Origin of the sequence: Shouchella oshimensis, assembly GCF_004375095.1 — a bacterium.
Taxonomy (GTDB): Bacteria; Bacillota; Bacilli; order Bacillales; family Bacillaceae_D; genus Shouchella; species Shouchella oshimensis.
In genome coordinates this window covers 722570-749211 of the sequence record NZ_SNUX01000004.1, presented here as the reverse complement: position 1 = coordinate 749211, position 26642 = coordinate 722570, and the positions used below count along the sequence as shown (strand labels likewise).

At 38.7% G+C, this 26642-nt stretch carries 21 protein-coding genes, 5 tRNA genes and 1 pseudogene; 21 read left to right on the top strand and 6 right to left on the bottom strand.

The genetic code is table 11. From position 1 onward, the window contains the following. Nucleotides 1-6: 6 nt before the first annotated feature. The 17 genes from E2L03_RS19215 (at nt 7) to rlmH (ending at nt 14025) form a co-directional block, all read left to right on the top strand. Nucleotides 7-1977, top strand: a complete 1971-nt coding sequence (locus tag E2L03_RS19215; RefSeq protein WP_038484692.1) for a DHH family phosphoesterase — start codon at nt 7-9, stop codon at nt 1975-1977. Next, nucleotides 1974-2417 carry a 50S ribosomal protein L9 gene (rplI, locus tag E2L03_RS19210; protein ID WP_038484688.1) on the top strand — a complete coding sequence of 148 codons (444 nt, stop codon included), beginning with the start codon at nt 1974-1976 and terminating at the stop codon, nt 2415-2417. The genes E2L03_RS19215 and rplI overlap by 4 nt, the downstream gene beginning before the upstream one ends. 73 nt (nt 2418-2490) lie before the next feature. Beyond that, nucleotides 2491-3852, top strand: coding sequence for a replicative DNA helicase (gene dnaB, locus E2L03_RS19205; protein ID WP_038484685.1), 1362 nt, complete (start codon nt 2491-2493; stop codon nt 3850-3852). A 117-nt stretch (nt 3853-3969) separates the two neighbouring features. Then, on the top strand, nt 3970-5256 hold the full coding sequence (locus E2L03_RS19200) for an adenylosuccinate synthase (protein WP_038484683.1): 1287 nt from the start codon (nt 3970-3972) through the stop codon (nt 5254-5256). Between the two features lie 211 nt (nt 5257-5467). Further along, nucleotides 5468-5543, top strand: a tRNA-Lys gene (locus tag E2L03_RS19195). A gap of 10 nt (nt 5544-5553) precedes the next feature. After that, a tRNA-Glu gene (locus tag E2L03_RS19190) sits at nt 5554-5625 on the top strand. A 25-nt stretch (nt 5626-5650) separates the two neighbouring features. After that, nucleotides 5651-5727 (top strand) — tRNA-Asp (locus tag E2L03_RS19185). A gap of 46 nt (nt 5728-5773) precedes the next feature. Continuing rightward, nucleotides 5774-5849, top strand: a tRNA-Phe gene (locus E2L03_RS19180). A gap of 3 nt (nt 5850-5852) precedes the next feature. Next, nucleotides 5853-5925 (top strand) — tRNA-Thr (locus tag E2L03_RS19175). 194 nt (nt 5926-6119) lie between these two features. Beyond that, nucleotides 6120-6827 (top strand): cell wall metabolism response regulator VicR, encoded by a 708-nt coding sequence (gene yycF, locus E2L03_RS19170; RefSeq protein ID WP_038484680.1) that lies wholly within the window; start codon nt 6120-6122, stop codon nt 6825-6827. 5 nt (nt 6828-6832) lie between these two features. Next, a complete protein-coding gene (walK, locus tag E2L03_RS19165) occupies nt 6833-8707 on the top strand; it encodes a cell wall metabolism sensor histidine kinase WalK (RefSeq protein ID WP_134260147.1) in 1875 nt (624 codons plus the stop codon). Next, nucleotides 8704-10047, top strand: a complete 1344-nt coding sequence (locus E2L03_RS19160) for a YycH family regulatory protein (RefSeq protein WP_038484674.1) — start codon at nt 8704-8706, stop codon at nt 10045-10047. The genes walK and E2L03_RS19160 overlap by 4 nt, the downstream gene beginning before the upstream one ends. Continuing rightward, on the top strand, nt 10044-10907 hold the full coding sequence (locus tag E2L03_RS19155; RefSeq protein WP_134260145.1) for a two-component system regulatory protein YycI: 864 nt from the start codon (nt 10044-10046) through the stop codon (nt 10905-10907). The genes E2L03_RS19160 and E2L03_RS19155 overlap by 4 nt, the downstream gene beginning before the upstream one ends. Nucleotides 10908-10948: 41 nt before the next feature. Further along, complete coding sequence (locus E2L03_RS19150) at nt 10949-11743, top strand: MBL fold metallo-hydrolase (RefSeq protein ID WP_134260143.1); 795 nt, start codon at nt 10949-10951, stop codon at nt 11741-11743. A gap of 199 nt (nt 11744-11942) precedes the next feature. Beyond that, nucleotides 11943-13163: a S1C family serine protease gene (locus E2L03_RS19145; protein ID WP_038484666.1), complete on the top strand. Its 1221-nt coding sequence runs from the start codon at nt 11943-11945 to the stop codon at nt 13161-13163. 115 nt (nt 13164-13278) lie between these two features. Then, entirely contained in the window at nt 13279-13425 is a 147-nt protein-coding gene (locus E2L03_RS19140) for a CxxH/CxxC protein (protein WP_078440283.1), read from the top strand. A 120-nt stretch (nt 13426-13545) separates the two neighbouring features. Next, nucleotides 13546-14025: a 23S rRNA (pseudouridine(1915)-N(3))-methyltransferase RlmH gene (gene rlmH, locus E2L03_RS19135; protein WP_134260141.1), complete on the top strand. Its 480-nt coding sequence runs from the start codon at nt 13546-13548 to the stop codon at nt 14023-14025. Between the two features lie 96 nt (nt 14026-14121). Here rlmH and E2L03_RS19130 read toward each other — a convergent pair whose 3' ends face one another. The 3 genes from E2L03_RS19130 to E2L03_RS20935 all read right to left on the bottom strand — a co-directional run bounded on the left by E2L03_RS19130 (nt 14122) and on the right by E2L03_RS20935 (nt 15164). Next, complete coding sequence (locus E2L03_RS19130) at nt 14122-14430, bottom strand: hypothetical protein (protein ID WP_134260139.1); 309 nt, start codon at nt 14428-14430, stop codon at nt 14122-14124. A 164-nt stretch (nt 14431-14594) separates the two neighbouring features. After that, complete coding sequence (locus E2L03_RS20940; RefSeq protein WP_367613697.1) at nt 14595-14819, bottom strand: recombinase zinc ribbon domain-containing protein; 225 nt, start codon at nt 14817-14819, stop codon at nt 14595-14597. A 174-nt stretch (nt 14820-14993) separates the two neighbouring features. Beyond that, nucleotides 14994-15164: a recombinase family protein gene (locus tag E2L03_RS20935; protein ID WP_134260240.1), complete on the bottom strand. Its 171-nt coding sequence runs from the start codon at nt 15162-15164 to the stop codon at nt 14994-14996. Between the two features lie 426 nt (nt 15165-15590). On the opposite strand from E2L03_RS20935, the gene E2L03_RS20690 reads away from it, so the two are divergent. Further along, complete coding sequence (locus tag E2L03_RS20690; protein WP_208394373.1) at nt 15591-17657, top strand: winged helix-turn-helix domain-containing protein; 2067 nt, start codon at nt 15591-15593, stop codon at nt 17655-17657. 830 nt (nt 17658-18487) lie between these two features. Then, nucleotides 18488-19061 (top strand): annotated as a pseudogene (locus tag E2L03_RS19105) (LysR family transcriptional regulator substrate-binding protein); the annotation flags it as partial. Nucleotides 19062-19684: 623 nt separating this feature from the next. Here E2L03_RS19105 and E2L03_RS19100 read toward each other — a convergent pair. Beyond that, on the bottom strand, nt 19685-21796 hold the full coding sequence (locus E2L03_RS19100) for an alpha-amylase family glycosyl hydrolase (RefSeq protein ID WP_134260135.1): 2112 nt from the start codon (nt 21794-21796) through the stop codon (nt 19685-19687). A 528-nt stretch (nt 21797-22324) separates the two neighbouring features. Here E2L03_RS19100 and mmuM point away from each other — a divergent pair. After that, nucleotides 22325-23263, top strand: coding sequence for a homocysteine S-methyltransferase (gene mmuM, locus E2L03_RS19095; RefSeq protein WP_134260133.1), 939 nt, complete (start codon nt 22325-22327; stop codon nt 23261-23263). A 39-nt stretch (nt 23264-23302) separates the two neighbouring features. After that, on the top strand, nt 23303-24346 hold the full coding sequence (locus tag E2L03_RS19090) for a YdcF family protein (protein WP_134260131.1): 1044 nt from the start codon (nt 23303-23305) through the stop codon (nt 24344-24346). A 52-nt stretch (nt 24347-24398) separates the two neighbouring features. On the opposite strand, the gene E2L03_RS19085 is transcribed toward E2L03_RS19090, so the two are convergent. Together E2L03_RS19085 and E2L03_RS19080 are read right to left on the bottom strand one after the other, a co-directional pair. Then, entirely contained in the window at nt 24399-25907 is a 1509-nt protein-coding gene (locus E2L03_RS19085; protein WP_134260238.1) for a phytoene desaturase family protein, read from the bottom strand. A gap of 23 nt (nt 25908-25930) precedes the next feature. Beyond that, nucleotides 25931-26485 carry a methyltransferase family protein gene (locus E2L03_RS19080; RefSeq protein WP_243839556.1) on the bottom strand — a complete coding sequence of 185 codons (555 nt, stop codon included), beginning with the start codon at nt 26483-26485 and terminating at the stop codon, nt 25931-25933. Nucleotides 26486-26642: the final 157 nt, after the last annotated feature.

Genomic DNA, 26642 nt, shown 5'->3' with positions numbered 1-26642 from the left:
ACATTCATGCCTAATTGGAACAAGCCGTGGTGGCAGCATACGTATGTCATCACTCTATTTACCCTCGTTTTAGCTTTAACGGCTTGGCTTACGTTTAATCAGTGGGAAGCGGGTGTTGCTGTAACAGCGCTTTTACTGATCTGGGTGTTTTTTTACTTTAGAGCAAAGAAAAAGGACGATCATTATCTTGATACGTATATTTCAACGCTTTCGTACCGAGTGAATAAAGCAAGTGATGTAGCTATAACAAAGCTTCCTGTAGGGATTGTTCTTTATAATGAAAGTGGAACCATACAATGGACAAATCCATTTATACAAGAGCGTTTTGGAACAGGGTTAAATGGAATGGATGTAACTGTTATCCATAAAGATTTACAGCAGTATATCCAAGATGATACCGCAGAAGAAACCATACAGTTTGAATCTGGCTATTATCATTTTACGTTTGAACAAAACGAACGACTGATTTACGTGGTAGATGTTACAGAAAAAGAAACAACGCAGAAGCGGTATGATCATATGCTACCGTTAATTGCGCATATTTATTTAGACAATTACGATGAAGTAACCCAAAGCATGGACGACCAAATTCGTAGTCGCTTGCTAGCCCAAGTCACTACGGCACTAAATAACTGGGCAAATGATTATGACATTTACTTACGCAGAACATCGTCAGATCGGTTTTTAGCAGTTATGAATCATAAGACATTGTTACTGTTAGAAGAGAATCGTTTTGAACTTCTTGATGAAATACGTGAGATTACTGCGAAGGAAAAAGCACCCATTACCCTTAGTATTGGTGTAGGTACAGAAGAAGCTTCTTTAAAACAACTTGGTGTATTAGCTCAATCCAGTCTTGATTTAGCCTTAGGACGAGGTGGAGACCAAGTAGCCATTAAGAAGAAAAATGGACGCGTTCGATTTTACGGAGGAAAAACAAACGCTGTAGAAAAGCGAACTCGAGTCCGAGCGCGAGTAATTTCCCATGCTTTGCGTGATTTCGTTAAAGAGAGCGAAAAAGTGATTGTCATGGGTCATAATAGACCAGATATGGATGCAATTGGTGCTTCCCTTGGTGTCTTGAAACTGGCAGACTTAAATGATCGCGAAGGCTTTATTGTACTTGATGAAGAAGATACAAATGCTGATGTTCAACGATTGTTAGATGAAGTCAAGCAGCAGGAACATTTATGGAATCAATTTGTTACGCCTGAAGAAGCTGTACAGATTGCTGATAAAGAAACGTTGCTTGTTATTGTAGATACGCATAAACCATCTATGGTCATTGAACCTAAACTATTGCAGATGGTTGACCGCATTATTGTACTCGACCACCATCGCAGAAGTGAAGACTTCGTACATGACCCAGTGCTTGTTTATATGGAACCGTATGCTTCCTCAACAGCAGAGCTTGTTACAGAATTATTAGAGTATCAACCGATGCAATTTAAAATGGATCGATTAGAAGCGACAGCATTGCTTGCAGGTATCACCGTTGATACGAAAAGCTTTGCGGTTCGTACGGGTGCGCGTACTTTTGATGCTGCGTCGTTCCTAAGAGCAAATGGTGCAGATACAGCCCTTGTACAAAAGCTTTTAAAAGAAGACTTAGCGAGTTATGTTCGCCGCTCTAAGCTGATGGAAAATGCGTATGTCTACCGAGACGGGTATGCAATTGCAATGGCGAATGATGATGAGCCATATGATCAGATTATTATTGCGCAAGCAGCAGATACGCTTTTAACAATGAGTGGCGTTCGTGCCTCATTTGTTATTTGTAAAAGAGGCGATGGTCGAGTCGGAGTTAGTGCTCGATCCCTTGGTGATATCAATGTGCAAGTCATTATGGAACGTCTTGGCGGTGGAGGACATCTGTCAAACGCAGCAACACAACTAGAAGATGCTGAGAGAGAAGAAGTAAAAGATCGATTAGAACAAGCGATAGACGATGGATTTGAAGGAGGTTCGGAACGATGAAAGTTATTTTTTTGAAAGATGTAAAAGGTAAAGGTAAAAAAGGGGAAACGAAAAACGTTGCGGAAGGGTATGCAAGAAACTACTTGCTTCCAAACCAATTAGCGAAGGAAGCTACTTCCGGAAACATTAAAGATCTTGAAGCACAAAAAAAGAGCCAAGATAAAAAAGCACAAGCAGAGCTTGAAGACGCGCAAGCATTTAAACAGAAATTAGAAGAATTAACGATTACCATTCCTGCAAAAGCAGGCGAGGGTGGCCGATTATTCGGAGCTGTATCAACCAAGCAAATTGCAGAGGCCCTACAAAAAGAAGTCAAGAAAATTGACAAGCGCAAAATTCAATTAGATGAACCAATCCGTTCACTTGGCTATACAAAAGTTCCGATCAAGATTCATCCAGAGGTAACAGCTGTATTAAATGTTCACGTGAAGGAAGTATAAGGATGTAGAAGAGAAGCTGACTCAAAACGAGTCAGCTTCATTTCCGTTAACTATTACAAAAGGAGTAAACCTTATGAGTGATCTTCTAAATGACCGGACGCCCCCACAAAATATTGAAGCAGAACAAGCTGTCCTTGGCTCCATTTTACTTGAAGAACAGGCGCTCACAACAGCAAGTGAACGACTTCTTCCGCAAGATTTTTACCGTGCTAGTCACCAACGAATATATGAAGCGATGCTTGATATTAGTGAAAAAGGTGAGCCTGTCGATTTAGTCACGTTGACGGCAGATCTTCAAGGTAGGCAGTGGCTTGACGATATTGGTGGTGTCGCTTATTTAACAGATATCGCTGAAACCGTTCCAACAGCAACGAATGTAGATTACTACAGTCGTATTGTAGAAGAGAAATCTTTATTAAGACGCTTAATTCGTGCCGCATCAGATATCGTTAAAGACGGTTATGCAAGCGAGGATGAGGTAGGTGCCATCCTCGATCATGCAGAAAAGACAATTCTAGAAGTAGCGCAACAAAAAAATTCATCCAATTTCGTTCAGATTAAAGATGTTTTACTAGAAACGTATGATCAAATTGAAGTGCTCCAACAATCTCGTGGTGATATTACAGGGATTGCGACAGGCTTCTCTGAACTAGATACAATGACCGCAGGCTTCCAACGAAACGACCTTATTATCGTTGCGGCAAGACCTTCTGTAGGGAAGACGGCGTTTGCATTAAATATTGCCCAAAATGTCGCAACGAAAACCGATGAAAACGTAGCAATCTTTTCTTTAGAGATGGGTGCAAGTCAGCTTGTACAACGAATGCTTTGTGCAGAAGGAAACATCGATGCGCAGCGTATGCGTACAGGAGCTTTGGACGAGGAAGATTGGCACAAGCTATCTATGGCAATGGGGTCTTTATCAAAAGCAGGAATTTATATTGACGATACACCAGGTGTAAAAGTTGGTGAGATACGAGCGAAATGTCGGCGATTGAAGCAAGAAAGTGGATTAGGGATGATACTGATTGACTATTTACAGCTGATCCAAGGAAATGGCCGAAGCGGCGAAAATCGTCAACAGGAAGTATCTGAAATCTCAAGAACGTTAAAAGCAATCGCCCGTGAGCTTGAGGTGCCAGTCATTGCGTTATCTCAGCTTTCTCGTGGAGTAGAATCAAGACAAGACAAACGACCAATGATGTCTGACATTCGTGAATCAGGAAGTATTGAGCAAGATGCAGATATTGTTGCTTTCCTTTATCGTGATGATTACTATGATAAGGAAACAGAAAACAAAAACACGATTGAAATTATTATTGCTAAGCAACGTAATGGCCCTGTTGGTACAGTTGAACTAGCATTTGTAAAAGAATACAATAAATTCGTTAATTTGGACCGTAGGCATGATGAAAACGACATGCCACCAATGTAAATTAGATTTTAAACGAATGAAAAGGTCAATAGTGAGATCAATGTTCGGATTTCATTGACGCTCTGGAATTGACCTGCTATACTTACAATGGTTTTAAATGAGCGTGGAGGTGTCAGTATGTCTTCAGTAGTTGTTGTAGGAACACAATGGGGCGACGAAGGTAAAGGCAAAATTACAGATTATTTATCTGAAAAGGCAGAGGTTGTGGCTCGTTATCAAGGTGGGAACAATGCTGGCCATACAATTGTTTTTGGCGGCAAAAAATATAAACTTCACTTGATTCCTTCAGGAATATTCTATAAAGATAAAACGTGTGTAATTGGGAACGGTATGGTTATTGATCCAAAAGCACTTGTAGAAGAGCTTGCTTACTTACATGAGAGAGATGTTGATACAAGTAACTTACGAATTTCCAATCGAGCGCATGTTATTTTACCTTATCATATAAAATTAGATGTTGTAGAAGAAGAGCGCAAAGGCGCTAATAAAATCGGGACTACGAAAAAAGGGATTGGTCCTGCATATATGGACAAAGCAGCCCGTATTGGCATTCGAATTGCTGATTTACTTGAAAAAGATACGTTTGCAGAAAAAGTAGCTTCTGTACTGAAAGAAAAGAATCGTCTTTTTGAAAAGTATTATGAAACAGAAGGATTCTCTGTAGATGAGATTGTTGAAGAATACTTTGAGTATGGTCAGCAAATTGCAAAATACGTTGTGGATACATCTGTTGTGTTAAATGATGCATTAGATGATGGAAAACGTGTGCTTTTTGAAGGTGCACAAGGGGTTATGCTTGATATTGATCAAGGAACATACCCATTTGTTACATCATCTAACCCAATTGCTGGGGGAGTGACAATTGGATCTGGTGTAGGGCCTTCTAAAATTCATCATGTTGTTGGTGTATCTAAAGCCTATACGACAAGAGTGGGTGATGGTCCTTTCCCAACTGAGTTACATGATGAAACGGGTGATCAAATCCGTGAGATTGGCCGTGAGTATGGTACGACAACAGGACGACCAAGACGTGTTGGTTGGTTTGATAGTGTAGTTGTTCGTCATGCTCGCCGTGTAAGTGGGATTACAGATTTATCTCTTAACTCGATTGATGTTTTAACAGGGATTAAAACACTAAAAATTTGTACAAGCTATCGTTATAAAGGCGAAATCATGGATGAATTTCCTGCAAGTCTAAATGTACTAGCAGAGTGTGAGCCTGTTTATGAAGAGTTACCAGGTTGGGAAGAAGATATTACAGGAGCCAAAACATTGGAAGACTTGCCTGAGAATGCGCGTCATTACTTAGAACGAGTTACGCAATTAACAGGTATTCCTTTAACCGTATTCTCTGTTGGTCCGGATCGGAATCAAACAAATCTTGTTCGTGGTGTCTTTGCATAATGAATTATGTGGAAAGCGTAAGGAAAAGCTTGCGTTTTCCCTTTTTTTTCAGTATGCTTAAGACTGAATTTATGAGCCAAGCACGTTATAGAAAAAAGTTTTAAAAAAAGTATTGCGCAGATGATTTATATGTGATATTATAAATCTTGTCGTCGAGAGGATATGACGAAACACGGCTTGCTTATTGCACCGTCTGCTCAGTTTGGTATTTGAGCCATTAGCTCAGTTGGTAGAGCATCTGACTTTTAATCAGAGGGTCGAAGGTTCGAATCCTTCATGGCTCACCATTTTTACAGTGGCCCGTTGGTCAAGCGGTTAAGACACCGCCCTTTCACGGCGGTAACACGGGTTCGAATCCCGTACGGGTCACTTTTATATAAATACATACACAAATGGTCCGGTAGTTCAGTTGGTTAGAATGCCTGCCTGTCACGCAGGAGGTCGCGGGTTCGAGTCCCGTCCGGACCGCCATTTTTTCTTCGTCATTGTTGAAATAATCTTGATGTATAATAAGTAAGGCTCGGTAGCTCAGTTGGTAGAGCAACGGACTGAAAATCCGTGTGTCGGCGGTTCGATTCCGTCCCGAGCCACCACTTGCCGGTCTAGCTCAATTGGTAGAGCAACTGACTTGTAATCAGTAGGTTGGGGGTTCAAGTCCTCTGGCCGGCATCGAAAGAACTTTATGTGAATGCATAAAGTTCTTTTTGTTTTTGGTAGATATGTTAAACTAGTACGAGGGATGTCGTTATTCCCCGGGCAATTTTTTGTAGTGAAAACATCAGCAGTGGCTGGTGTTTTGTTTAAGTGACATAAATTTTAATGGAATAAATAAATAGATACTACTGATCCAGGAGGTAAAAAGAATGGATAAATATATTTTAGTTGTTGATGATGAAAAGCCAATTGCAGATATATTGAAATTTAATTTAGAAAAAGAAGGGTTTAGCGTAGAGTGTGCTTATGATGGAAACGAGGCACTAGAAAAAGTGAGTGAGCGTAAGCCGGATCTTATGTTACTCGATATTATGCTTCCCTATAAGGACGGAATGGAAGTCTGTCGAGAAGTACGTAAACAATCTGATTTACCAATCATTATGCTAACGGCTAAAGATTCAGAGATTGATAAAGTATTAGGTTTAGAATTAGGTGCTGATGACTATGTGACGAAACCATTTAGTACACGGGAGTTGTTAGCACGGGTAAAGGCGAATCTAAGACGTCAGCAAGTTGCAGTCGAAGAAACAGGTTCTTCATCAAAAGAAATGCATATTGGTGAGTTGTCTATTCATCCTGATGCGTATCAAGTAAGAAAACGTGGTGAAGCGGTTGATTTAACACATCGGGAGTTTGAGTTAATTCATTATCTCGGAAAGCATATTGGACAAGTGATGACACGAGAACACCTTTTGCAAGCCGTATGGGGCTACGATTATTTTGGTGATGTGCGTACCGTGGATGTTACCGTGCGACGCTTACGTGAAAAAGTTGAAGATAACCCAAGCTACCCTACTTGGATTATGACGCGTAGAGGTGTTGGCTATTTCTTAGCACCACAGGATAATCAGGAGTAAGGTAAATGGATCAAAACGTAGGCTTTTTTAAGTCCATACGCTTTAAGCTCATTATTATCTACATGTTGCTTATTGTTCTTGCCATGCAGATTATTGGTTTTTATTTCTCAAATTCACTTGAGCGAAGTTTAATGGATAACTACGAAACTGTCATTAGCGATCGGGTTAACTTGCTTACAGTCAGTGCCGCACGTGAATTAATTGACGAGGATTCAGATACGCAGGAAAATTTAAACACGCTTTTAAATGAAACGTTCCCACAAACAGACGAAAACATTCGGTTCGGGAAAGCGCAAATTATCGGGAAAGATTTTGTATTGCTTGCAAGTTCTGATCCAAATGATCAGACACGTATTGGTCAGTTAACAGAGCAAACAATTGTTAGAAGAGCGATTACAGGTGGATCTTCATTGAGCGATCAGCGCATTAATGAGCAGAACCAAGAACGTTATTTTGTGAAAGCACAGCCCATTCGACCAAATGAAGACTTTGCTAACGCTTCTCTTGATGGAGGTAATACAGAAGCATCTGAACTTCAAGGCGCTGTCTACGTAGAAGCTTCGATTGAAGAAGTGACAGATCAAGCCCAGTCGATCAACCAGATCTTTATAGTTGCCTCAACCATTGCATTATTGATTACATTTTTTGTGATTATATTAGTGGCTCGAACCATTACAGCGCCAATTTTGGACATGCGTAGGCAAGCTTTACGGATGGGACATGGGGATTTTTCAAGACAAGTAAAGGTGTACGGCTCAGATGAGCTTGGTCAGCTAGCAATGTCATTTAACGAGCTAACGAATAAGCTCCATGATACAACGCTTATGAGAGACCGGGAGCAGAAGCGTCTTCGTTCAGTATTGGCTCATATGACCGACGGGGTTGTAGCTACAGATCAAAGCGGTTTAATTATTCTAATGAACCGACGTGCAGAAGAATTATTAGGTATTTCCTTAAAGCATGTATTAAGAAAACCAATTATGGACGTATTGAATATGGATGAAACGCAAAGCATTTATGATTTGTACGAGAAAAATGAATCGGTTTTACTTGATTTTAGTCATGGTGAGGAACTGGTTTTATTAGAGGCAAACTTCTCTGCTATCCAAGAAGATGACGGACCGATGAATGGGTTAATTACGGTTCTTCACGATGTAACGGAAAAAGAAAAAATAGAAAGTGAACGCTGTGAGTTTGTGGCAAATGTTTCTCATGAACTGAGGACACCGCTAACAACGATGAAGAGTTACCTAGAAGCACTTGCAGATGGTGCCGTAGAGGACAAGGAAATTGCACCGCACTTTCTTAACGTTACACAAAAAGAAACAGACCGTATGATTCGATTAGTGAATGATCTTCTCCAGCTTTCTCGTATTGATTCCAATGATTACGAGATGGATTTACGCTGGGTTGAATTAGGTTCATTCTTGCATCAAATTATCGAGCGTTTTGAGATGATTGTAAAGGACAAGGATATTGTTTTTCATCGTCACATCGTCAAGCAGCCAACATTTGCAAAAATTGATGAAGATAAATTAACGCAAGTGCTGGATAACATTATATCGAATGCCATTAAGTATTCACCAGAAGGCGGAAACGTCAGCATTACATTACTTCATCAAGGAAACAAAGCAAGAATCAGTATATCAGATGAAGGAATGGGAATCCCGACCGAGTCTCAGGACAAGATCTTTGAACGTTTCTACCGTGTGGATAAAGCAAGAGCGAGAAATGTAGGTGGGACAGGTCTTGGCTTAGCGATTGCCCGGGAATATGTTGTGGCGCACGAAGGAGAAATCTGGGTGAATAGTGAATACAACGAAGGAACAACCATCTATATAACATTGCCTTACTCTACGTTTAAAGGAGGTAAAGTGTGAAATACGAACAGTTTAAAACAGCCACTTTAGTCGCGTTAATTGGCTTAAGTTTGTTTTTTACCTACCAGCTATGGACGTATCAGCCAAATCTTCAAGCGTTAGAGAGTGAATCAGGTGAAAGCGGAAATTATGCGGATTCCATGATAGGGGAAGAGCGATTAATAACGGATCTTATTCAGCCTAGCTCAATGATTTTGCACAAAGACTTGGAAGGGTATGCGCTAATGAATCCATTAAACAATCGGTATGATCAAACGCTGACGACATTGCGTCAATATCAGTTTGAACATGCGATATCAGCAGACCCAGTGACAACAAGTGCAGAGGGAATTGAATTACGGTTTCCTGATGAGCTACCGTTACAGTCACTCTTGGCTTACTTTGACGGCAATTACGATCAAATGAATACGAGTCGGGAAGTCAATCGATTACTTGTTTATGTGACAGAAGAGGACACTGTTAATTTCACCTTTGCCTCTTCTGAAAAAGAAGAATTTATGTCATTACGTACAACAATGCCAGCAAGTGATTTGAAGAATTTAATTTATGCGACGGATACTGAGTCTGAACTAGCAACAGAGGTTGTGAAAGAAAATGATTCAACTTATCTGTTGTTACGCAATGACATTTACGTGCCGACTGAAAAGCAAGTTGTGCGAATTTATGATTACAGATTAAGAAACGATGAAGAGATGCCTATGCTGATTAATCAGCGGTTGTTTAACGATACGGATGTGCCTAGGGCGAATCAATTAAACGGGGAATATTTGTTTACAGATGGCAGTCGAACCGTGACCCATGATAGTACCATTTCTTACTTAAATTATTCGTACCCGTACTCAACCGATAGTCAAGAAGAAAGCAATCGTCACATAGTGGAAGTTGCACAAGAGTTTATTAATGTAACAGGTGGATGGACAGATCAATATGCCATTGATCAAGTGAATAAAAAAGATGCAACGGACCAAGCTGAATTTCGTTTATATGTGAATCATCTACCAGTATTTGAGCACCGTTTAACCACAACGAGTAGTGACCAAGATCGTATGAAGATGTACGTCACCCGAGCAGGTACACAGGTTGTGAGCATGGGGCGACCTCTATTCCAGCTTGAAGATCGGTATACAGAGCAAGAGAGAGAAGTTTCGTCTGGTTTAGATGCTGTGAATCAGATAAAAAAAAGCTCAACCATCTTATGGGAAGATGTAACCGATATTCGCTTAGGCTATAAAGCCACGATGACAAGTAGTAAGCGTGCCGACTTAACCCCAACGTGGTTTTATCAACTGGACGGTGAATGGGAAGCTGTTGTTAGATCTGACGAGGAGTTAACAGAATGAATTGGAATCGAACAAAATCTATTTTTATTGTAGTATTCTTGCTGTTAAATATCTTCTTAGGCTGGCAGTTTGTCGATCGTGTGTTGGAAGGTCAATTGCAAAGTATTGAACAAGCGCCTGAAATTGTCGAGCGTCTTGACGATAACAACATTACCCTCCCAGATGAAGATGTAAATACATCTGATGCAAGAGGGGTCGTGCTTGAGGGTTCGAGAGTAAGCTTTACAGATGAGGAAATTGAACAGCTAGAAAATAACGGCCATTCAGTGGAAACGATTGGTCAGTCTTCAAATGTGATTCGGGTTGAGTTAGAAGAGCCGATGAACATTAGCCAACTTTTAAATGCGAATACAGAAGAAGCATTTGCACCCTTATTAGCAGAGCACGTTCTTTATGGTGAAGAATACGTCTTTTCTAGACGAGAAGGCCATTTTCTTCATTTTAATCAACTCTATAATCAAGTAGAAACGTACATCGATAATGATGAAGCATTAACGGTAGAACTAAATGACGATGATGAAGTAATTGGCTATGAACAACAACGCTATAGCTTCAGTGAGAATCGAGACGAACGGGATATGACCCCGTATATGACAGCGATACGAGTACTATTAGATAACCACTACTTATCAATGAATAATACGATAGAACGTATCGAATTTGGCTATTATAGCTTATCTGATCAGACGCCGCGCTTTTTCTCCCCTATGTGGGCAGTAACGGTCGATCGTTCGGGTGCTGACGCAGAAGAAAAGGATATGAGAATTTACCTAGTGAATGCCATCCTGTCAGAACAGCACCAGTGGTATCCAGACGAATCACAAACAAATGAAGAAATTGAAGATGAGTTAAGTGAGTGATCCTCTTTTTGAGAGAGTAATAGAACCAAGGAGGACGTAAGATGGCTATGCGTTTCAGTGTGCTTGCAAGTGGAAGTACCGGAAATGCGATGTATGTGGAGACTGCATCGCAAAAAATTTTAGTGGATGCAGGGTTAACTGGAAAGAAGATGGATGAGCTCTTTAAAAAGATTGATCGCGATCCAAAACAACTAGATGCCTTACTTGTGACCCACGAACATAGTGACCATATAAAAGGTGCAGGCATATTTGCCCGCAAACACAACTTGCCAATCTACGCAAACGAAAAAACGTGGAAAGCGATGGAAAAACAAATCGGTCAGTTAACCACCGATCAAAAATTCCATTTTAACCAGGAAACAGTTAAACAATTCGGTGACCTTGAAGTAGAATCATTTGGTGTGTCCCACGATGCTGCTGACCCGATGTTTTACTGTTTCCGTCATGAAGGACGGAAACTAGTGATTGCAACAGACATGGGCTATGTAAGCGAACGGATAACAAAAACCATTGCGGGTGCAAACTCATACGTATTTGAATCGAACCACGATTTAAATATGTTACGAGTCGGAAGATATCCTTGGAATGTAAAACGTCGCATTTTAAGCGATATGGGGCATGTGTCAAATGAAGATGCAGCTCTTGCATTACATGATATTGCCGATAATACGCCGATTCATGTGTATCTTGCTCATTTAAGTTTAGATAACAATATGAAAGACTTAGCACGAATGACCGTTAAACAAGTGCTTGAACAAGAAGGTCATCAAGTAGGGAAATCCATTCATCTTCATGATACCGACCCATATAGCCCAACCGCATTATGCGTGGTTTAAAAGCAACGAAAAACGTAAATAGTTACGTAATAGACCATACAAAATTTGTTTATTTCTCATGATTAGCCTCTCTTTCTAAACAAATGTTAAAAGAACTACAAAAATCATTTAATTCCCGGTTTTAACCTAGAAGAATTAGGTTAAATGGGTATAATGTAGGAAAATGGTTAGAGAGCTGAAATGGAAGGGGTAAAGGGCAATGGGTTATTACGATGGAAATGATTCTCGCTATAAGGAACCGAAGCAAGGAACGAGTAATGGTAAAGTTGCAGGATTTTCTGCTTTTGGCGGGGCAATTATCGGTGCAGCGCTTGTATTGATTGCTTCACCATTATTGTCAAACCTAGCTCCATTCGATGACAATGTTGAAGAAAATACAGATACCATTGCTGAACCTCAAACGGAACAAGTCGATTCAAATGTCATTAATTTAGATGTCAATTCCGCTGTAACGGATATTGTTAATGAAGTTTCCGATGCGGTTGTTGGTGTCATTAATCTTCAGCAATCCGATTTATTCGGTGAAGGTGATGCAAGCGAGAGTGGTACTGGATCAGGTGTGATTTATAAAGCAGAAGGGGAATACGCATACATCGTAACAAATCAACACGTCATTGATGGTGCTACGGAAGTAGAAGTAGCCTTAACCGATGGCACGAGAGTAGAAGCAGAAGTGATTGGTGAAGACGAATTGACAGATTTAGCTGTACTACGAATTAGTTCAGATGATGTTGATACAGTTGCTTCATTCGGTGACTCCGATTCATTAAGCGTTGGTGAGCCAGCGATTGCAATTGGAAACCCACTGGGCCTAGAATTTGCTGGTAGCGTTACCCAAGGGATTATTAGCGCAACAGAAAGAAGTATTCCAATTGATACGACTGGAAACGGTCAAGCTGATTGGAATGCCGAAGTACTGCAAACAGATGCAGCCATAAACCCTGGTAACAGTGGTGGTGCATTAATTAATATAAATGGTGAAGTGATTGGCATTAATTCAATGAAAATTTCCGGTGTTGCGGAAGGATTAGGCTTTGCCATTCCATCTGCGATTGTCCAGCCTGTTATTGAAGAATTAGAGACAACAGGAGAGGTAAGACGACCGTCTCTAGGCATTACCTTACGTAATTTAAATGAATTTCCAACAGCTGCACTGCAGGAATCCCTTGGCTTACCTGAAGATGTAACCGAAGGAATTGTGGTAGTGAACGTTTCCCCTGGTAGCCCGGCTGCAAACGCAGGTATCCAAGAGCAAGATGTCATTGTTGGTATTGATGGTGAAACCATTGAAAATGCACAAGATTTAAGACATATGCTCTATCGTGAAAATACTATTGGTGATACGATCTCTGTTACCCTTTATCGTGGCGGTACAGAAGAAACCGTTGATGTGACACTAACGGAGCAACCAGATGTATAAGACGGTAAGTGAACCTCTTTCATAACGAAAGGGGTTCTTTTTTTTGCAAGAACGCTTTGGACTGTGGATAACAAAATGCTATACTGAAAGAACGAAAAATGGAAGGACGTGCACGATGATAGCAGCATGTGAAGAGCATATTGAACTAGCGTTGGATGTCGCTGTGGATGAATGGGAAACGGCACCCATTGTCGAACAAGCAAAAGAACCACGAACATGCCAATTTTGCGAAGAAAAAGCAGTCTATACACTAACAAAATAATCAGATACCCACATTGTTGATATGTGGATAAATCATGTGGATAAGTGTTACCCTCTTCGTTTTTGTGTTATACACAGAGGATAACAGGAGAAAGGAAATAGGAAAGGAAGTTATACACAAGTGAATATCAGTGTCATTACTGTTGGGAAGCTGAAGGAAAAATATTTACGTTCAGGGATCGACGAATACAAAAAAAGACTTAGCGCCTACGCTAAAATCCAAGAGATTGAAGTAGCAGATGAAAAAGCACCAGAGCATTTAAGCGAAGAAGACATGCGTATCGTCAAGAAGAAAGAAGGAGAACGGATCCTTGGAAAAATGGATGCAGATACGTACGTCATCGCACTAGCCATCGAAGGAAAAATGAAGACAAGCGAGCAGCTTGCTAAAAGCATTGAGCAGCTCGGTATATATGGCAAAAGTAAAATCGCTTTTGTGATTGGCGGGTCACTCGGACTTTCTGAAGATGTCTATGCGCGAGCGGATGAGTTGCTTTCTTTTTCTAAAATGACGTTCCCTCATCAGTTGATGAAGCTCGTTTTGCTGGAGCAGGTTTATAGGAGTTTTCGGATTAATAGAGGTGAGCCTTATCATAAGTGAGGGTAAAACTGAAAGGGACCTCAATGTGTCCCTTAGCTCTTTTTCTGTCGGATTCACTTTATTTAAGGGTGACAAATCAATACTTTTATCAGGGGCCTAGCTTGCCATCTTTAGGAGCAGGCCTTTTAACTTTTTTTCTGCTTCAGGAGTAAAGTCAAAGTATAACTTAATATTGGTAACCTCTCGTCCTTTTTGTCTGCCATGATTCCTTTTCTCAGCCGTAGGCGTAATCTCAATTTGTTCCACAATCATACGTAAAAGTTCTTTCTTTTTTTCGCCACTCACTTTTTCTAGTATTTCATCAATATTTTTAATTAGATGGTGAAGCGCCATTAAATCAATTGGTTTTGTATTGATGTTAGCAAGCTCTTCCTGAACTTCCTCTAATTGTTTTTGGTTAGACATTTTCTCACTTCGTTGCTCTTTTAATCTTTCTGCAAAGGAAGAAACTAAATCGGGTCTTTCATTAGCTTATCAGTAGTATTTGTAATATAGGTCTCATTTTGTTTTATTCTTGATTCAATACATTCCTTTTGTTTAATTAACGGTTCAATGGCATGTTCTCTTTCCTAGTTGAGCTTTGCAACCAGTTGTTTAATGAAACTAGAGTCCGTTACAATGCGTTTAATTTCATCTAGTACTTGTGCCTCAGCAATGTCTGCGTTAATACTATTTGATGAGCATACGGATGCACCTTTGTTATGGAAGTTGCCACATACAAAATAACGATATGTTTTAGTTCTACCTTTGGACTTTGCAAATACCATTCCAGCACCACATTGTGGGCAACGTATAAGTCTGGACAGAAAATAGAGTTTGGAGGACTGTACAGATTTATATGAGCGTCCTTGTCGTTTTAGTTGTACACTATCTCATAATTCTTTATCGATAATGGGCTCGTGTATTCTTATCAACTATGATAGGTTCTTTGTTTTTCCCTTGCCTTCTTTTTTAGCCCAATTTTCATGTTAATTGAATCGGAGCTTTCCAATATACATAGGATTGTCTAATATTCCCTTAACTGTAGCAATGGAGAACTCATTTCCTTTTTTCGTTTTATATCTTTTACGATTGATGATTCCTGTTATTTTTTTATACCCATATCCTTGGTTGGCAAGTTGAAATATTTTTTGTGCAATTTTTCCTCATTAGGCTAAGTTCTCCTCCGTCTCGTCTGGTTTTTTAACTTCCTTTATATCTTGCTTATGAATGTTGTTGTGATAATCATTCATTGCTTTGTTTGCTATAGATTTAAACAAAATTACCAAGCAAAAATCTCTTGCACTATAAACTCATTAAATAGTGAACATGAGATTACAATTAATGAAACCTTGCACCCTCTCGTATTTATTTTGCACTGAAGGCATGGGTTGGACAATATAAGTAAACTGAAATAATAGATGAAGAGGATTAATAAGAATAGTAGTTAATTTATCCTGATTTTTGATACTATATAAAGTATAGAGGCTATTTAGCTATAGATGCGAGTATGAAATTATATTACATAATAAATTATTAGAGGTGATTATATGTTTCCCGAGGAGCTACGAACAAGCTTTTTTGAGATGGTTGATTCTTTGAAGAAAAGCCGTAGAGCTGATTTATCAGATATAAATAGTGATGATAGAATTATTGAAAAACTATACTCTGACCCTTTGCATAATCAATTGGTTTTTTCAACATGTATGAAACCGAATACTACTATTTTAGTTGGAAGAAAGGGTACAGGGAAGTCTACGGTCATAGCTAGACTACAGCATGAGGTGCGTAAAACAAATGACAAATTATCGTTATATATTGATGTTAAGAACGTATATGAACAGTCGAAAACTTTTACATATAACGTGAATGAATATAAAGGTGTAATGGAAAATGATGATTTAGAAAGGTATTTGGTTGCTAAATCTTTTTTATCGTACATTCTAAAACAGATTAAAGAAGAAGTAAAAACCAATTCACTACGTTTTAAGTTGGCAAAAATTATTAGTCTTTTTGGTCCTGATAAAACAAAGTTTGAATCCGAAGTAGACAATATTTTTGAATCATTAGGTCATGATAATTATCAGGATATTACATTACTTAAAAGCAAACAGTTAATTAATAATTTCGATGATGGAAAAAAGGAAACTGAGAGGGCAAAAGTTAGTACAAAAGCAAAAATAAGTCATAATCCTTCAATAGGTATAGAAGGAGATTATGAACATTCTATGGAGCTATCCCAGAATGATAGCAAGCAAGAAGCTTTTGCAGAAGTTTTTTTAAGATACTTTAATTTAACAGAAATCATTGAAAAGATAAAATCAATATTGCAAAAGATTGGTATAAAATATGTGTTTATTTGTTTAGATGATTTTTCTGAAATTGACGAAAATGCAATGAAAGTATTTGTTGATACTATTATTGCTCCGCTTAATAACTGGTCAGATGAATTCTTCAAATTTAAAATATCAGCATATCCGGGAAGGTACTACTTGGGAGATATTGACCCTACTAAAATTGACCAAATAAAGTTGGATTACTACGATTTATACCGAACAAGTCGAGTCACGGAAACTGAACAAGCGGCAGCAGATAATATTAAAAGATTGCTGGATAAAAGAAGTAACTATTTTTGTAATATAAGGTTTGAACATTTTATTGATAGTAAGCAATCTAATGATGAATTTCATGCTACGCTTTTTCGAACGACGTCAAACGTCCCACGAAATATCGGTTGGATTTTATGGTATGCAAATCAACAAAGTGTTTCAAAAGGAAGAGGTATAACTATTCGTGACCTTGAACAAGCATCGGAGCGTTATTATACCGACTCAATTGAAACCTTTTTTACACAAAATCGATATATGAGAGAAAGCTTCAATGAAAAGTTAAGTAAATTCCATTTGTATAACTTATTAAAGGACATAATAATTGAGGCTAGAAAAAATAAATCGGCAATAAAAATGTCAGATGCAAAAATATGGAAAAAGGACCGTAGTAACCCTCCAACAAGCCATTTTTACATCAGTAAGAATAAATATGAGGAATTAGTTCAAACTTTAGAATTAAACTTTTTTATTACAAAGTACAATGAGCAGAAAGACCAAGAAAGCAAAAGCTTAATGTCATTCTTTAGTCTAAATTATGGTCTTTGTATGAAAGAGGATATTGCATATGGCAGAGGCAGTGATAGGAAGTATGTTATACAAAGAAGGTTTAATTATAATGAAGTCATAGAAGGATTCCTTAATAAAGCTAAGGAAATTAAATGTAACACTTGTGAAGAAACATATCCAATGGACGCACTTTCGATGTTAGAGTTTTATGATATGCTTTGTCCAAAATGTAAAAAAGGGAAGTGTAATGTAGAACATGTTAGCGTTGGAATACCAAGCGAGAAACATGATATTTTACTACCAGAAATAGACCTACTTACTTTGAATTCATTGAGAATATCACAACCACAGTACGCAACACAATTAGCACAGGAACTGGATTGTACTGCGCAAAAAATAAGAAGAGTAGTTGACAAACTAGAGAGTTCCGATTTGGTTATAAGAAAAAGAGAAAATGGACAAGCTGGCGTTCGCACCTATTATTACTTAACAGATAAGGCCAATTCCAGATATTTTAGACAAAGGAGTAAAGTATAATTTATAAAAGTCTATGGATATATTGTTATATCTTGAACTTTCATAATCAATCTAGTAGCCAATGAAGATTTTCGAATCTACTGAGACAATTTAATTACACTTTGTTTATCAATGGCATGATGGGAGGCGTTATTATATTTTATGGGCAAAATAACGAAGAAGCTACATTTGCAAGTTTTGTAGTTTATAATGATGGAAATGTTTAGCGTAGAGATTATTGATGTAATAACTTTACTACAACGAAAAACTAGTCACATACTACTGAAAACATCCGATAACCGAAGGTCACTAGAAATAATATAAATGCCCCTTATCCTTTGATATCAAAGGCATAGAGGACATGTAAGAAACTATTGGAAATATGGTTTGGCGCATTGACAGGGTATCAGTCATAATAACTGCCATCCTTATTTTTATAAACTGTTATTATTTTAACCTATCCAACGTTACAGAGAACCGTACCATAAGTAAATGAGGTTTTAGGAAAGGTAAAGAGCACAACAAAAATGTATTCTGTTGTGCTTTAACGGAATTGAACGCTTAATTTCATGGGATCATTTCGAGGTTTTTAAGTTGTTCATGGAGGACAGGGGCTTTTAAAGAACCATTGAAATCAATTAAATGGTTTGGGAAGGATTCGGAAAAAGGTTTAGATCCATCTTTAATCCAGTCCTCACGATAACTTTTATATAGTTCCTCTTTGCTATAATCCCTATCTTCATCATCTAGACCGAACTGAAACCCACAACAACTACAAATTTCAAAGCTACTATTTCCTAGCGCATCATAAGGTGGTTCTTCAAGTCCTTCATAGCCACAAACAAGACATTATCGGTACATTTGCAAGTGCCTCTTCTTGTCTGTTACCCAAATTGCTAGCAACATTTCAAAAGAGACACCCCAAAATAGTTTGAAGGAAGTTATGAAGAAATTACAGAGTGGCTAAAGTCGGGGATTGTTGATATAGGATTTGTTGTGAAAAGAAAAGTAGAGTCCAATTTTGATTTAATTCCTTTGATAAAGGATAATATGGTAGTGGCATATCATACAAAGCACAGATTTCATTCTAAAGAAATAGTTAGTATGGAAGATCTAATTGATGAACCGTTTATTATGCCTACTGGAATGTATCAATCACATGTGAATGAGTTATTCCATGAAGCGGATTTGAGGCCTTCTATTCGTTTTGAAGTGCACGATTGTACAACGATTGCCAACATGGTGCAAGAAGGACTCGGAGTGACTATTGGTCCAGAGTTATTTTTGAAGACGCAGCAAAACATAAAAATAAATAAATTGAACATAGAAAACTGTCGTGAAGTAGCACTTGCTTGTCAATCTATAGTGAATGCTTCTCCTGCTGTAAAAGAATTTCTTCAGGTAGCAAAAGGTGTTTTTAACTAAGTAACTATACCTTGAAGTATTAGCAATTTGATTCGGCTAACTATATAATTGCATTTAATCATTAACTATTTATAAAATTTAGTAAGAATGAACGTGCGATCTTTATCGCATAATTGAACCATTATTAGTTAATAACAATCTTTAAAAGAGGCTGGGACAAAAGTAGATAGATAGACCAAAATGACGAACATTCCTGAAAATAGGAACGTTCGTCGTTTGTTTTATATGAACATTAGCGGAAGGAGAATCCAAGACTCCTGGGGGATCAGCACGTGTCTGAAGACTCTGAAGTGGCGGTTTTCCACGGAGGAGGCTGAGGCCGTGTCCCCGGAAAGCGAAGGATTCTCCTGTAGCGGTGCTACTCAGCATATTTTAGACTATTCGTCTTTTCAACTACTACTTTTCGTTATGTCCCAGCCTCTTTTATGAGAGTCTCTAATTGCTACTTATTATTGTAACGTACTATTATTTTCCTTCAATTGGTTTTGGCAAAATGAACTTTTTATCAACATCTACGCAACTCAATAAAATGGTTTGATTAAAGAGGGGAAGTTTTATAGGATTTTCTCTATCAATCAACCCCATTTTCAATTGTAGAAAATGGGGTTGTATCTACTCTTTTGTTACCAATTAATCATAACCGTATCTGTTCCGGTAGTAGGTGACGTATAGGTTCGATTATTGCCACTTTGCCAGACAACGTTACCGTTCTGATCTTTTTTAATGTATTTGTATTCAAGGTTTTTTCCGGCAGGAACGCTAATATCATAGTACCACGTTGGGTATTGGTACATCACTTGGTTAAACATAGGTCCAATTGCTTTATCAGCATCCCAATTCCCCAGCTCGCTCACATTCCCAACGATATATAAATTGGTTCCTGGGCTCGTTGTGGCATTGTTAACACCAAAGCGGACACTGACTTGATTGCCTGACAATACTTCAAACTCTTTGTAAGTAGGGCTTTTTATGTTTGCTGCAGTTACGACGGATAGATCATAATAACCGCCTGCTACATTAGGCACCTTTGCGCTTATTTCTGTATTTGACCAAGAAATAATTTCAGAAGAGGTTGAATCAAAGAGAACGCTTCCTCTCTCATCACCAAATCCTTCACCGCTTACTGTTATGGTATTCCCGGCCTTACCCATCATAGGACCTACTTGGCCGATTAGAGGAGACGTAGAGGGGTTGCTTACTTGCCAAACCGCTACGCTATTTGCTCGTAATTGAAAGGAATTTACGGCGCCATTGGCGTTAACAGTAATTGTGTTTCCATCTAAACGTTGCTGTAGTTCATCTGTATAGTTCCCTTGAGGTAAAGAGGTGTTTAAATTAGTGATCGTCTGGTTACTATTACTGCTATTTACAGCAGTTAATACAATACTATTGCCAAACGTTCTTTCATAAATATAAATGTCTTCGTTCAGCCAACGTTCAGTTGTAGTGCCATAGCCTAAGGCGGAATTTGTTTGGCGTAGTGAAGCAAGTTTACTGATGATTTGATAGGAGTTGGTAGACCGATCAAATGTTTTCAATGGTTTGCGATTTTCAGGGTCGTTGCCACCTGTTACATACTGCTCTGTCCCGTAGTAAATTGTCGGTACACCACGAGAAGTAAGCAAGACAGCTAGGGCCATATCTGTCTGACGGTTTGAAGATGATCCTACCGAAAAACGACTCATGTCGTGATTATCAATAAAGGTTACTTGATCAATGACCTCGTTATATTCTTTTTCTGTACTGGTAATCATTTCATTAAAATCATACCAGTTGCTTGTGCGATCTTTTAAGACGTTACGAATGGTTTGACCAAATTGGAAATCTAATAAACTCATACCACTTTCATTAGCGAAGTGATGGTTTTGGGGATCAACTTCTCCTGACCCTAAAAACCATTCTCCAAATGTGAAAACAGGTTTATGCGAATAGATTTCGCTCATTAAAGAGGTTTGCCACCCTTCTGACATATGCTTAACGGCATCTACGCGAATGCCATCAATCCCTTTATCTAACCAGAACTTAATCGACTCTTTTAAATATTGATCCATGGCTGTGTTGTTTAAATCATAGTCTGCCAGATCATATAAGTTTCTGTAAATGCTATCTTCATATGAAGAGAAATCTGTTCCGCCATTGTGGTGAAAGAGGTTTTGTTGATCATTTGAATAGTTACCTAATAATGCGCCATTATCATATATCGCCCCATTTTCAACATAGTTAGGGTTCGTTTCAAGTGCCGGTGATGAATGATTTGGCGTGAAATCCATGATTACCTTTATCCCATTGCTATGTGCGGTACTCATTAAACGATCAAAGTCATCAAAATTCCCATAGTAAGGGTTTGTCTTTTTGTAATCTCGAGCCCAATATCCATGGTAGGAGGTATAGCCACTTGGGTGTAGGGCGTAAACGTTTTCGACTGGCTGAGAAATCCATAGTGCCGTAATGCCTAAATCAGTTAAGTAACCGTCATTGATTTTGTCTATAATCCCTTGCCAGTCCCCACCACAATACTTATGGAGATCTATACAGTTTTGACTAAAGATAGCGCCTGAAGGATTGTTGCCAGGATTCCCGTCAGAGAATCGATCGGTAACAACCTGGTAAATCACATCTTTTGAGTAATTGACTTTGTTTGTTACGTCAGCCTCCGCAACAGTAGGTAAAGAAAGAAGCAAGAAAAAGATAAAGCTTAATGAAATCGTTTTCAAAAGATCATTTAAATCGTTCAACTCTATTCCTCCTCCAACAAATTGTGATAAAACGTATATAAAATAAAACAACCCCGCCTTTTAAGATAAAAAGACGGGGTTGTTTGTAAAAAACCAAAAGCATTGCCCTTAAATTGGTGAAAATATGCTGTTCATTTATTAATATCTTATGGACACTGTGTTCGTAAATAGGTCGTTAGGACTAAAATACGTTTAATACAATTTATGTAGCACTGGTTGATCAATCTAGAGCAAACGTTTGCGCTAAATTTTTTTCAATTACACTAATCGTTGATAGGATTTTTCAAACTATGAGAACCACTTTGTGCTACAGGTGGAGCCACTGCGGAAGAATTACCTGAAGCTGCTAAAAACAAAATGAGGAACATTTTGATTAATGGTATACTTTTTTCTATCTGCTTTTTTTCAATGCAGACATCATGCTTGTAAATGATCCACAATCATTTGAAATGTAAAACTTTACACTCGGACTAAGATAGTTCAACAACCAGTTTCAAGAACAATCTAATGAGAAAGGAAGGATATCACATGAATCCAATCGAGAAAATTCTAACTGACTTTCCAATGATGATTTTAGATGGTGCTTTGGCGACGGAACTTGAAACCCACGGGTGTCATTTAAACGATCCATTATGGTCCGCAAAAGTGTTAATGGAGGAGCCTACTTTAATTAAGCAAGTACATACAAATTACTTTGCTGCGGGTGCAGATTGTGCCATTACCGCTAGCTATCAAGCTACAGTAGAGGGGTATAAGGATAGGGGCTTAAGTGAAGTTGAGGCAATTCGTTTACTTAAAGAATCTGTTCACATTGCGGTTAAAGCTCGTGATGACTTTTGGAGCAATGAAGATAATCGATATGGAAGACCTAAACCTATAGTGGCTGCATCAGTAGGTCCTTACGGTGCGTATTTAGCAGATGGCTCTGAATATCGAGGTGATTATCAAGTAAGCGAAGATCAATTAGTTTCGTTTCACAGAGAGCGGATTCGTATGTTCAGTGAAGCTGGTGCTGAAATTTTAGCTTGTGAGACGATTCCATGTCTGAAAGAAGCGAAGGCTCTCATAAGGGTATTAAAGGAATTTCCACACATTTATGCGTGGGTTAGTTTTAGTGCACAAGATGGAGTTCATATTAGTAGCGGAGAAAGAATAGCAGATTGTGCACAATGGCTAGCAAAAGAGGAGCAAGTAGCAGCAATTGGTATAAACTGTTCCGCCCCGGCTTTTATTCATTCACTGATACATGAAATAAAGAATGAAACGGCCAAACCGATCATTGTTTATCCAAATTCAGGTGAAGTCTATGATGCATCGAGTAAGCAGTGGAACGAAGTTATGCCAAGTCAATCATTCTCTACTAGTGCAAAAAGCTGGTATGAAGCAGGAGCTAGGGTAATAGGTGGTTGTTGTAGGACAAAGCCTGAAGATATTGAAGCGATTGCCGATTGGGCGCGTCAGAGCTAATCGCTACCATACATTATAAAACGAGTAGGAGGTGTTTATATGCTATGGATAGGCGCTTTTTCTGCCTTATTGTTTCTTTTGTTTCTGTTTTCATACAAGAGAGATCCTAGAAGAATGATCAATGGTTTTTTGTTTAATTCGAGTATTTTTTCTTTTTTATTGTTTTGTGTTGTGCTTGTACTGCGGACGGACTATCCGTATTCAAATTATCTCATTTTGTTTCCGGCCGTTGCGCTAGTCATTTTGATTCCTTTTGGTAGTGTTGCTTTAGTAGCTGGTCTCTTATACAATGCAAAACTTTTAATAAAGCGAGAAGGGAAAAAACGTTCCAACTCATTAACATTACTCACTGGTCTTGGATTAATCTTTTTGTTTCTTTTAAATAGACTGGATTTATCTCAATATGTCTCTGTACATTTACAACCTTTGTTTAGTAGTGTGTACGTGATTGCTTTCTACTTTTTTATTCATTTATTGAATTTTTTTACTGCTTACGTTTTGTATCAATTTAATCGACCAAAACGTAATCAAGATTTTATTATCGTATTAGGAAGTGGATTAGTTAACGATGGTGTACCACCACTATTGGCAAGTAGAATCAATAGAGCGATTGGTTTTTATTATAAACAGAAGAAGGTAACGACCCCGCCTAAGATTATTTTTTCAGGTGGACAAGGATCAGATGAGAATCGATCTGAAGCTGAAGCAATGGAAGAATATGCGATACAACATGGTATTCCTGCCGAGGACACGCTTCAAGAAAACGAATCATTGAACACGTATCAAAATATGGCGTTCTCAAAAGTACGAATGGATCAGTTACGTCCTGATGGCGACTACGAAAGCATATTTACGACAAATAATTTCCATCTCTTTCGTGCAGGTCTGTATGCGAGAAAAGCAGGCTTAAAGAGCCAAGGAATTGGGAGTAAAACGGCTTTTTATTATTGGCCAAATGCGATGGTGCGAGAATACATTGCGATTGTAGCATTGCAGCGAAAACGACATATGATTGTCATTGCTAGTATTCTCTTTCTATCTCTATGTCTGTCTGTTTTTAGTTATTTGTTTATTGATTATTAATAAAAAAGGAACCGAACTACGTCGTTGCCGGTTCCTCTTCTTTTTTATTTTGTCATCGAACAGCTGTTTTTTGCTGAATGGTTAGTTCTTCTGCAATTAAGTCTGCTGTAAGCTGACCTGAGAGGGTGACCATTGGAACACCGCCGCCTGGATGGGTGGAACCACCGACAAAATAGAGTTGAGAAATGAGCTCGCTTTTACTAGGAATCTTAAAGCCACCATTTTTCTTTTTGTTTGCCACAACACCGTAAATGGAACCCCCATTTGCGCCATACAAAGACTGTAGGTCATCTGGTGTAAAGGTCATTTCAAACTCAATATCCTCTCTTATAGTGGTTAGTCCATTCCGCTCTAATTTGCTAATAACCGTTTCTCGATAGCTCGTTTTATATTTTTCCCAAGTCTCGCCTTCTTTGAGTGGGGGAACATGAGTCAGAACAAAATGATTCTCTTTCCCTTCTGGCGCTTGACTAGGATCTGATTTAGACGAAATGCCAATATAGACAGTTGGATCGTCAGCAGGACGTTTTTCTTCAAAAATTTGTTTAAATTCTTCTTCTGGATCTTTTGAAAAGAAAAAGTTATGATGGGCGAGTTGCGAGTATTCTCGCTTTAACCCGAGCAAGAGAACAAGTCCAGACACACTAGGTTCGAACTTTTCTAGCTTCTTTGCCTGTGTCTTATGCTGTGGATGCTCCTTTAACAACTGGCGATAGGTTGGAATCGCTTCGAGATTTGACACGACGATGTCGGCATGTACTTCTTCACCGCACTCTAAGCGCACCCCTTTTGCAACGGAATCGACTTGAATAATTCCTTTTACCGGCGTTTCTGTACGAATTGTTACGTTTAGTTCTGTTAGCAATTGCTCCATTCCCCGTACAATGTTGTACATGCCACCTTTTACGTAGAAATTACCAAGACCGAACTGAACATATGCAAGCTGAGACAAGACAGCTGGCGCTTGATAAGGAGACGAACCAACATACATGACGAGAAAATTAATAAACTGTTTAATATGCGGGTCTTTAATGTACCGTTCTGTACCTTCGTTTAGTGTCTTCATCGGATCAAACGCCATAAGCTCTCGTAATGAATGAAGCTTACGAAGTTCACTTAGACCCGATATGCTTTTGTTGTAAAAGCTTTTCATGCACAGTTCATACATTTGTGCACTGTAGTTTAAGTAATTCATAAAAGGAGCAGCATCGTCAGGGGCTACTTTTTTTATTTCATCAAGCATGTCAGGTAAGTCGCCTTTTAAATCAATCGATACACCGTCTTCGAAAAAGGTACGCCATTGAGGTTCAACTCGTTCAATTTCCATATAGTCATGAACGTCACGTCCCGCTCGGTTAAATAATGCTTCTAACACCCAAGGCATCGTTAAGATTGATGGACCAGTGTCAAACTGATAGCCCGCACCGCTGCGAATATTACATTTGCCGCCTATACGTTCATTCTTTTCAAGCACTGTTACATCGTGTCCTTGTGAAGCTAAACTAATTGCCGCCGATAACCCTCCTAAGCCACCGCCTACGATCACAATTCGTTTTTTCATCATATCTCACACACCTTTTTCTATTAATAGACCCAAGGAAGCAAAATCCAGCGTTTTTGTTTCCATTCTTCATACTGTTTGGGCAGTGTTGCTGTAAGCATTTTTTCTTCTATTACCATTCGTTTTTTGAGTACATGCGTCATAATGACAACGGAAAGGAGGATCCCAATGATCGTCCCAAGATAAATGGAGATGCCTAGAACGCAAAGAAATAAGCCTGTGTATAGCGGATGGCGCATAAGACGGTAAGGGCCATGGCTAACTAATTCCATTGTTGCTTTTACATGAACATGTCTTGAAAAATGATCCCTTAAGACAAACATGGACCAATACCGCAAGCCGATACCAAGGCTATATAGAACGACGCCTAAGCTTGAAAGAATCGAAAGATCGAACAGGGTCCAACCGATTTGATGTAAAAGAACACAGCTCGTAATACTAAGAACCGTGCACGCCAAGATCGAATGAAAGCTTTTGTTTTCCTTCAAATCACTAGGCTCTTGCTTTGATTTTCCTCGAAAAAAAAGAAATTCAGACACCCATATTACTGTCAAAAAAAAGAAAAGACCGTCAACCACTGACAATGCCTCACCTCCCTGTCCTACGTTATACGTATGTAAATGCAATACAAAATAAAACCACATACAAAAAAACTTGTACAGTAAAAATGCACAAGTTTCTTTCCGACGCGAGCCGGAGTCCTTTTTCTTCAAGCTACCTTTAGTCACGCTTACT

Coding starts and splice junctions, on each gene's coding strand:
- mmuM (WP_134260133.1), top strand. CDS start 22,325: ATGAATCCAATCGAGAAAATTCTAACTGACTTTCCAATGATGATTTTA.
- E2L03_RS19145 (WP_038484666.1), top strand. CDS start 11,943: ATGGGTTATTACGATGGAAATGATTCTCGCTATAAGGAACCGAAGCAA.
- E2L03_RS19215 (WP_038484692.1), top strand. CDS start 7: ATGCCTAATTGGAACAAGCCGTGGTGGCAGCATACGTATGTCATCACT.
- walK (WP_134260147.1), top strand. CDS start 6,833: ATGGATCAAAACGTAGGCTTTTTTAAGTCCATACGCTTTAAGCTCATT.
- E2L03_RS19200 (WP_038484683.1), top strand. CDS start 3,970: ATGTCTTCAGTAGTTGTTGTAGGAACACAATGGGGCGACGAAGGTAAA.
- E2L03_RS19130 (WP_134260139.1), bottom strand. CDS start 14,430: ATGTCTAACCAAAAACAATTAGAGGAAGTTCAGGAAGAGCTTGCTAAC.
- E2L03_RS19085 (WP_134260238.1), bottom strand. CDS start 25,907: ATGAAAAAACGAATTGTGATCGTAGGCGGTGGCTTAGGAGGGTTATCG.
- E2L03_RS19155 (WP_134260145.1), top strand. CDS start 10,044: ATGAATTGGAATCGAACAAAATCTATTTTTATTGTAGTATTCTTGCTG.
- E2L03_RS20690 (WP_208394373.1), top strand. CDS start 15,591: ATGGTTGATTCTTTGAAGAAAAGCCGTAGAGCTGATTTATCAGATATA.
- rplI (WP_038484688.1), top strand. CDS start 1,974: ATGAAAGTTATTTTTTTGAAAGATGTAAAAGGTAAAGGTAAAAAAGGG.
- yycF (WP_038484680.1), top strand. CDS start 6,120: ATGGATAAATATATTTTAGTTGTTGATGATGAAAAGCCAATTGCAGAT.
- E2L03_RS19090 (WP_134260131.1), top strand. CDS start 23,303: ATGCTATGGATAGGCGCTTTTTCTGCCTTATTGTTTCTTTTGTTTCTG.
- E2L03_RS19140 (WP_078440283.1), top strand. CDS start 13,279: ATGATAGCAGCATGTGAAGAGCATATTGAACTAGCGTTGGATGTCGCT.
- dnaB (WP_038484685.1), top strand. CDS start 2,491: ATGAGTGATCTTCTAAATGACCGGACGCCCCCACAAAATATTGAAGCA.
- E2L03_RS19150 (WP_134260143.1), top strand. CDS start 10,949: ATGGCTATGCGTTTCAGTGTGCTTGCAAGTGGAAGTACCGGAAATGCG.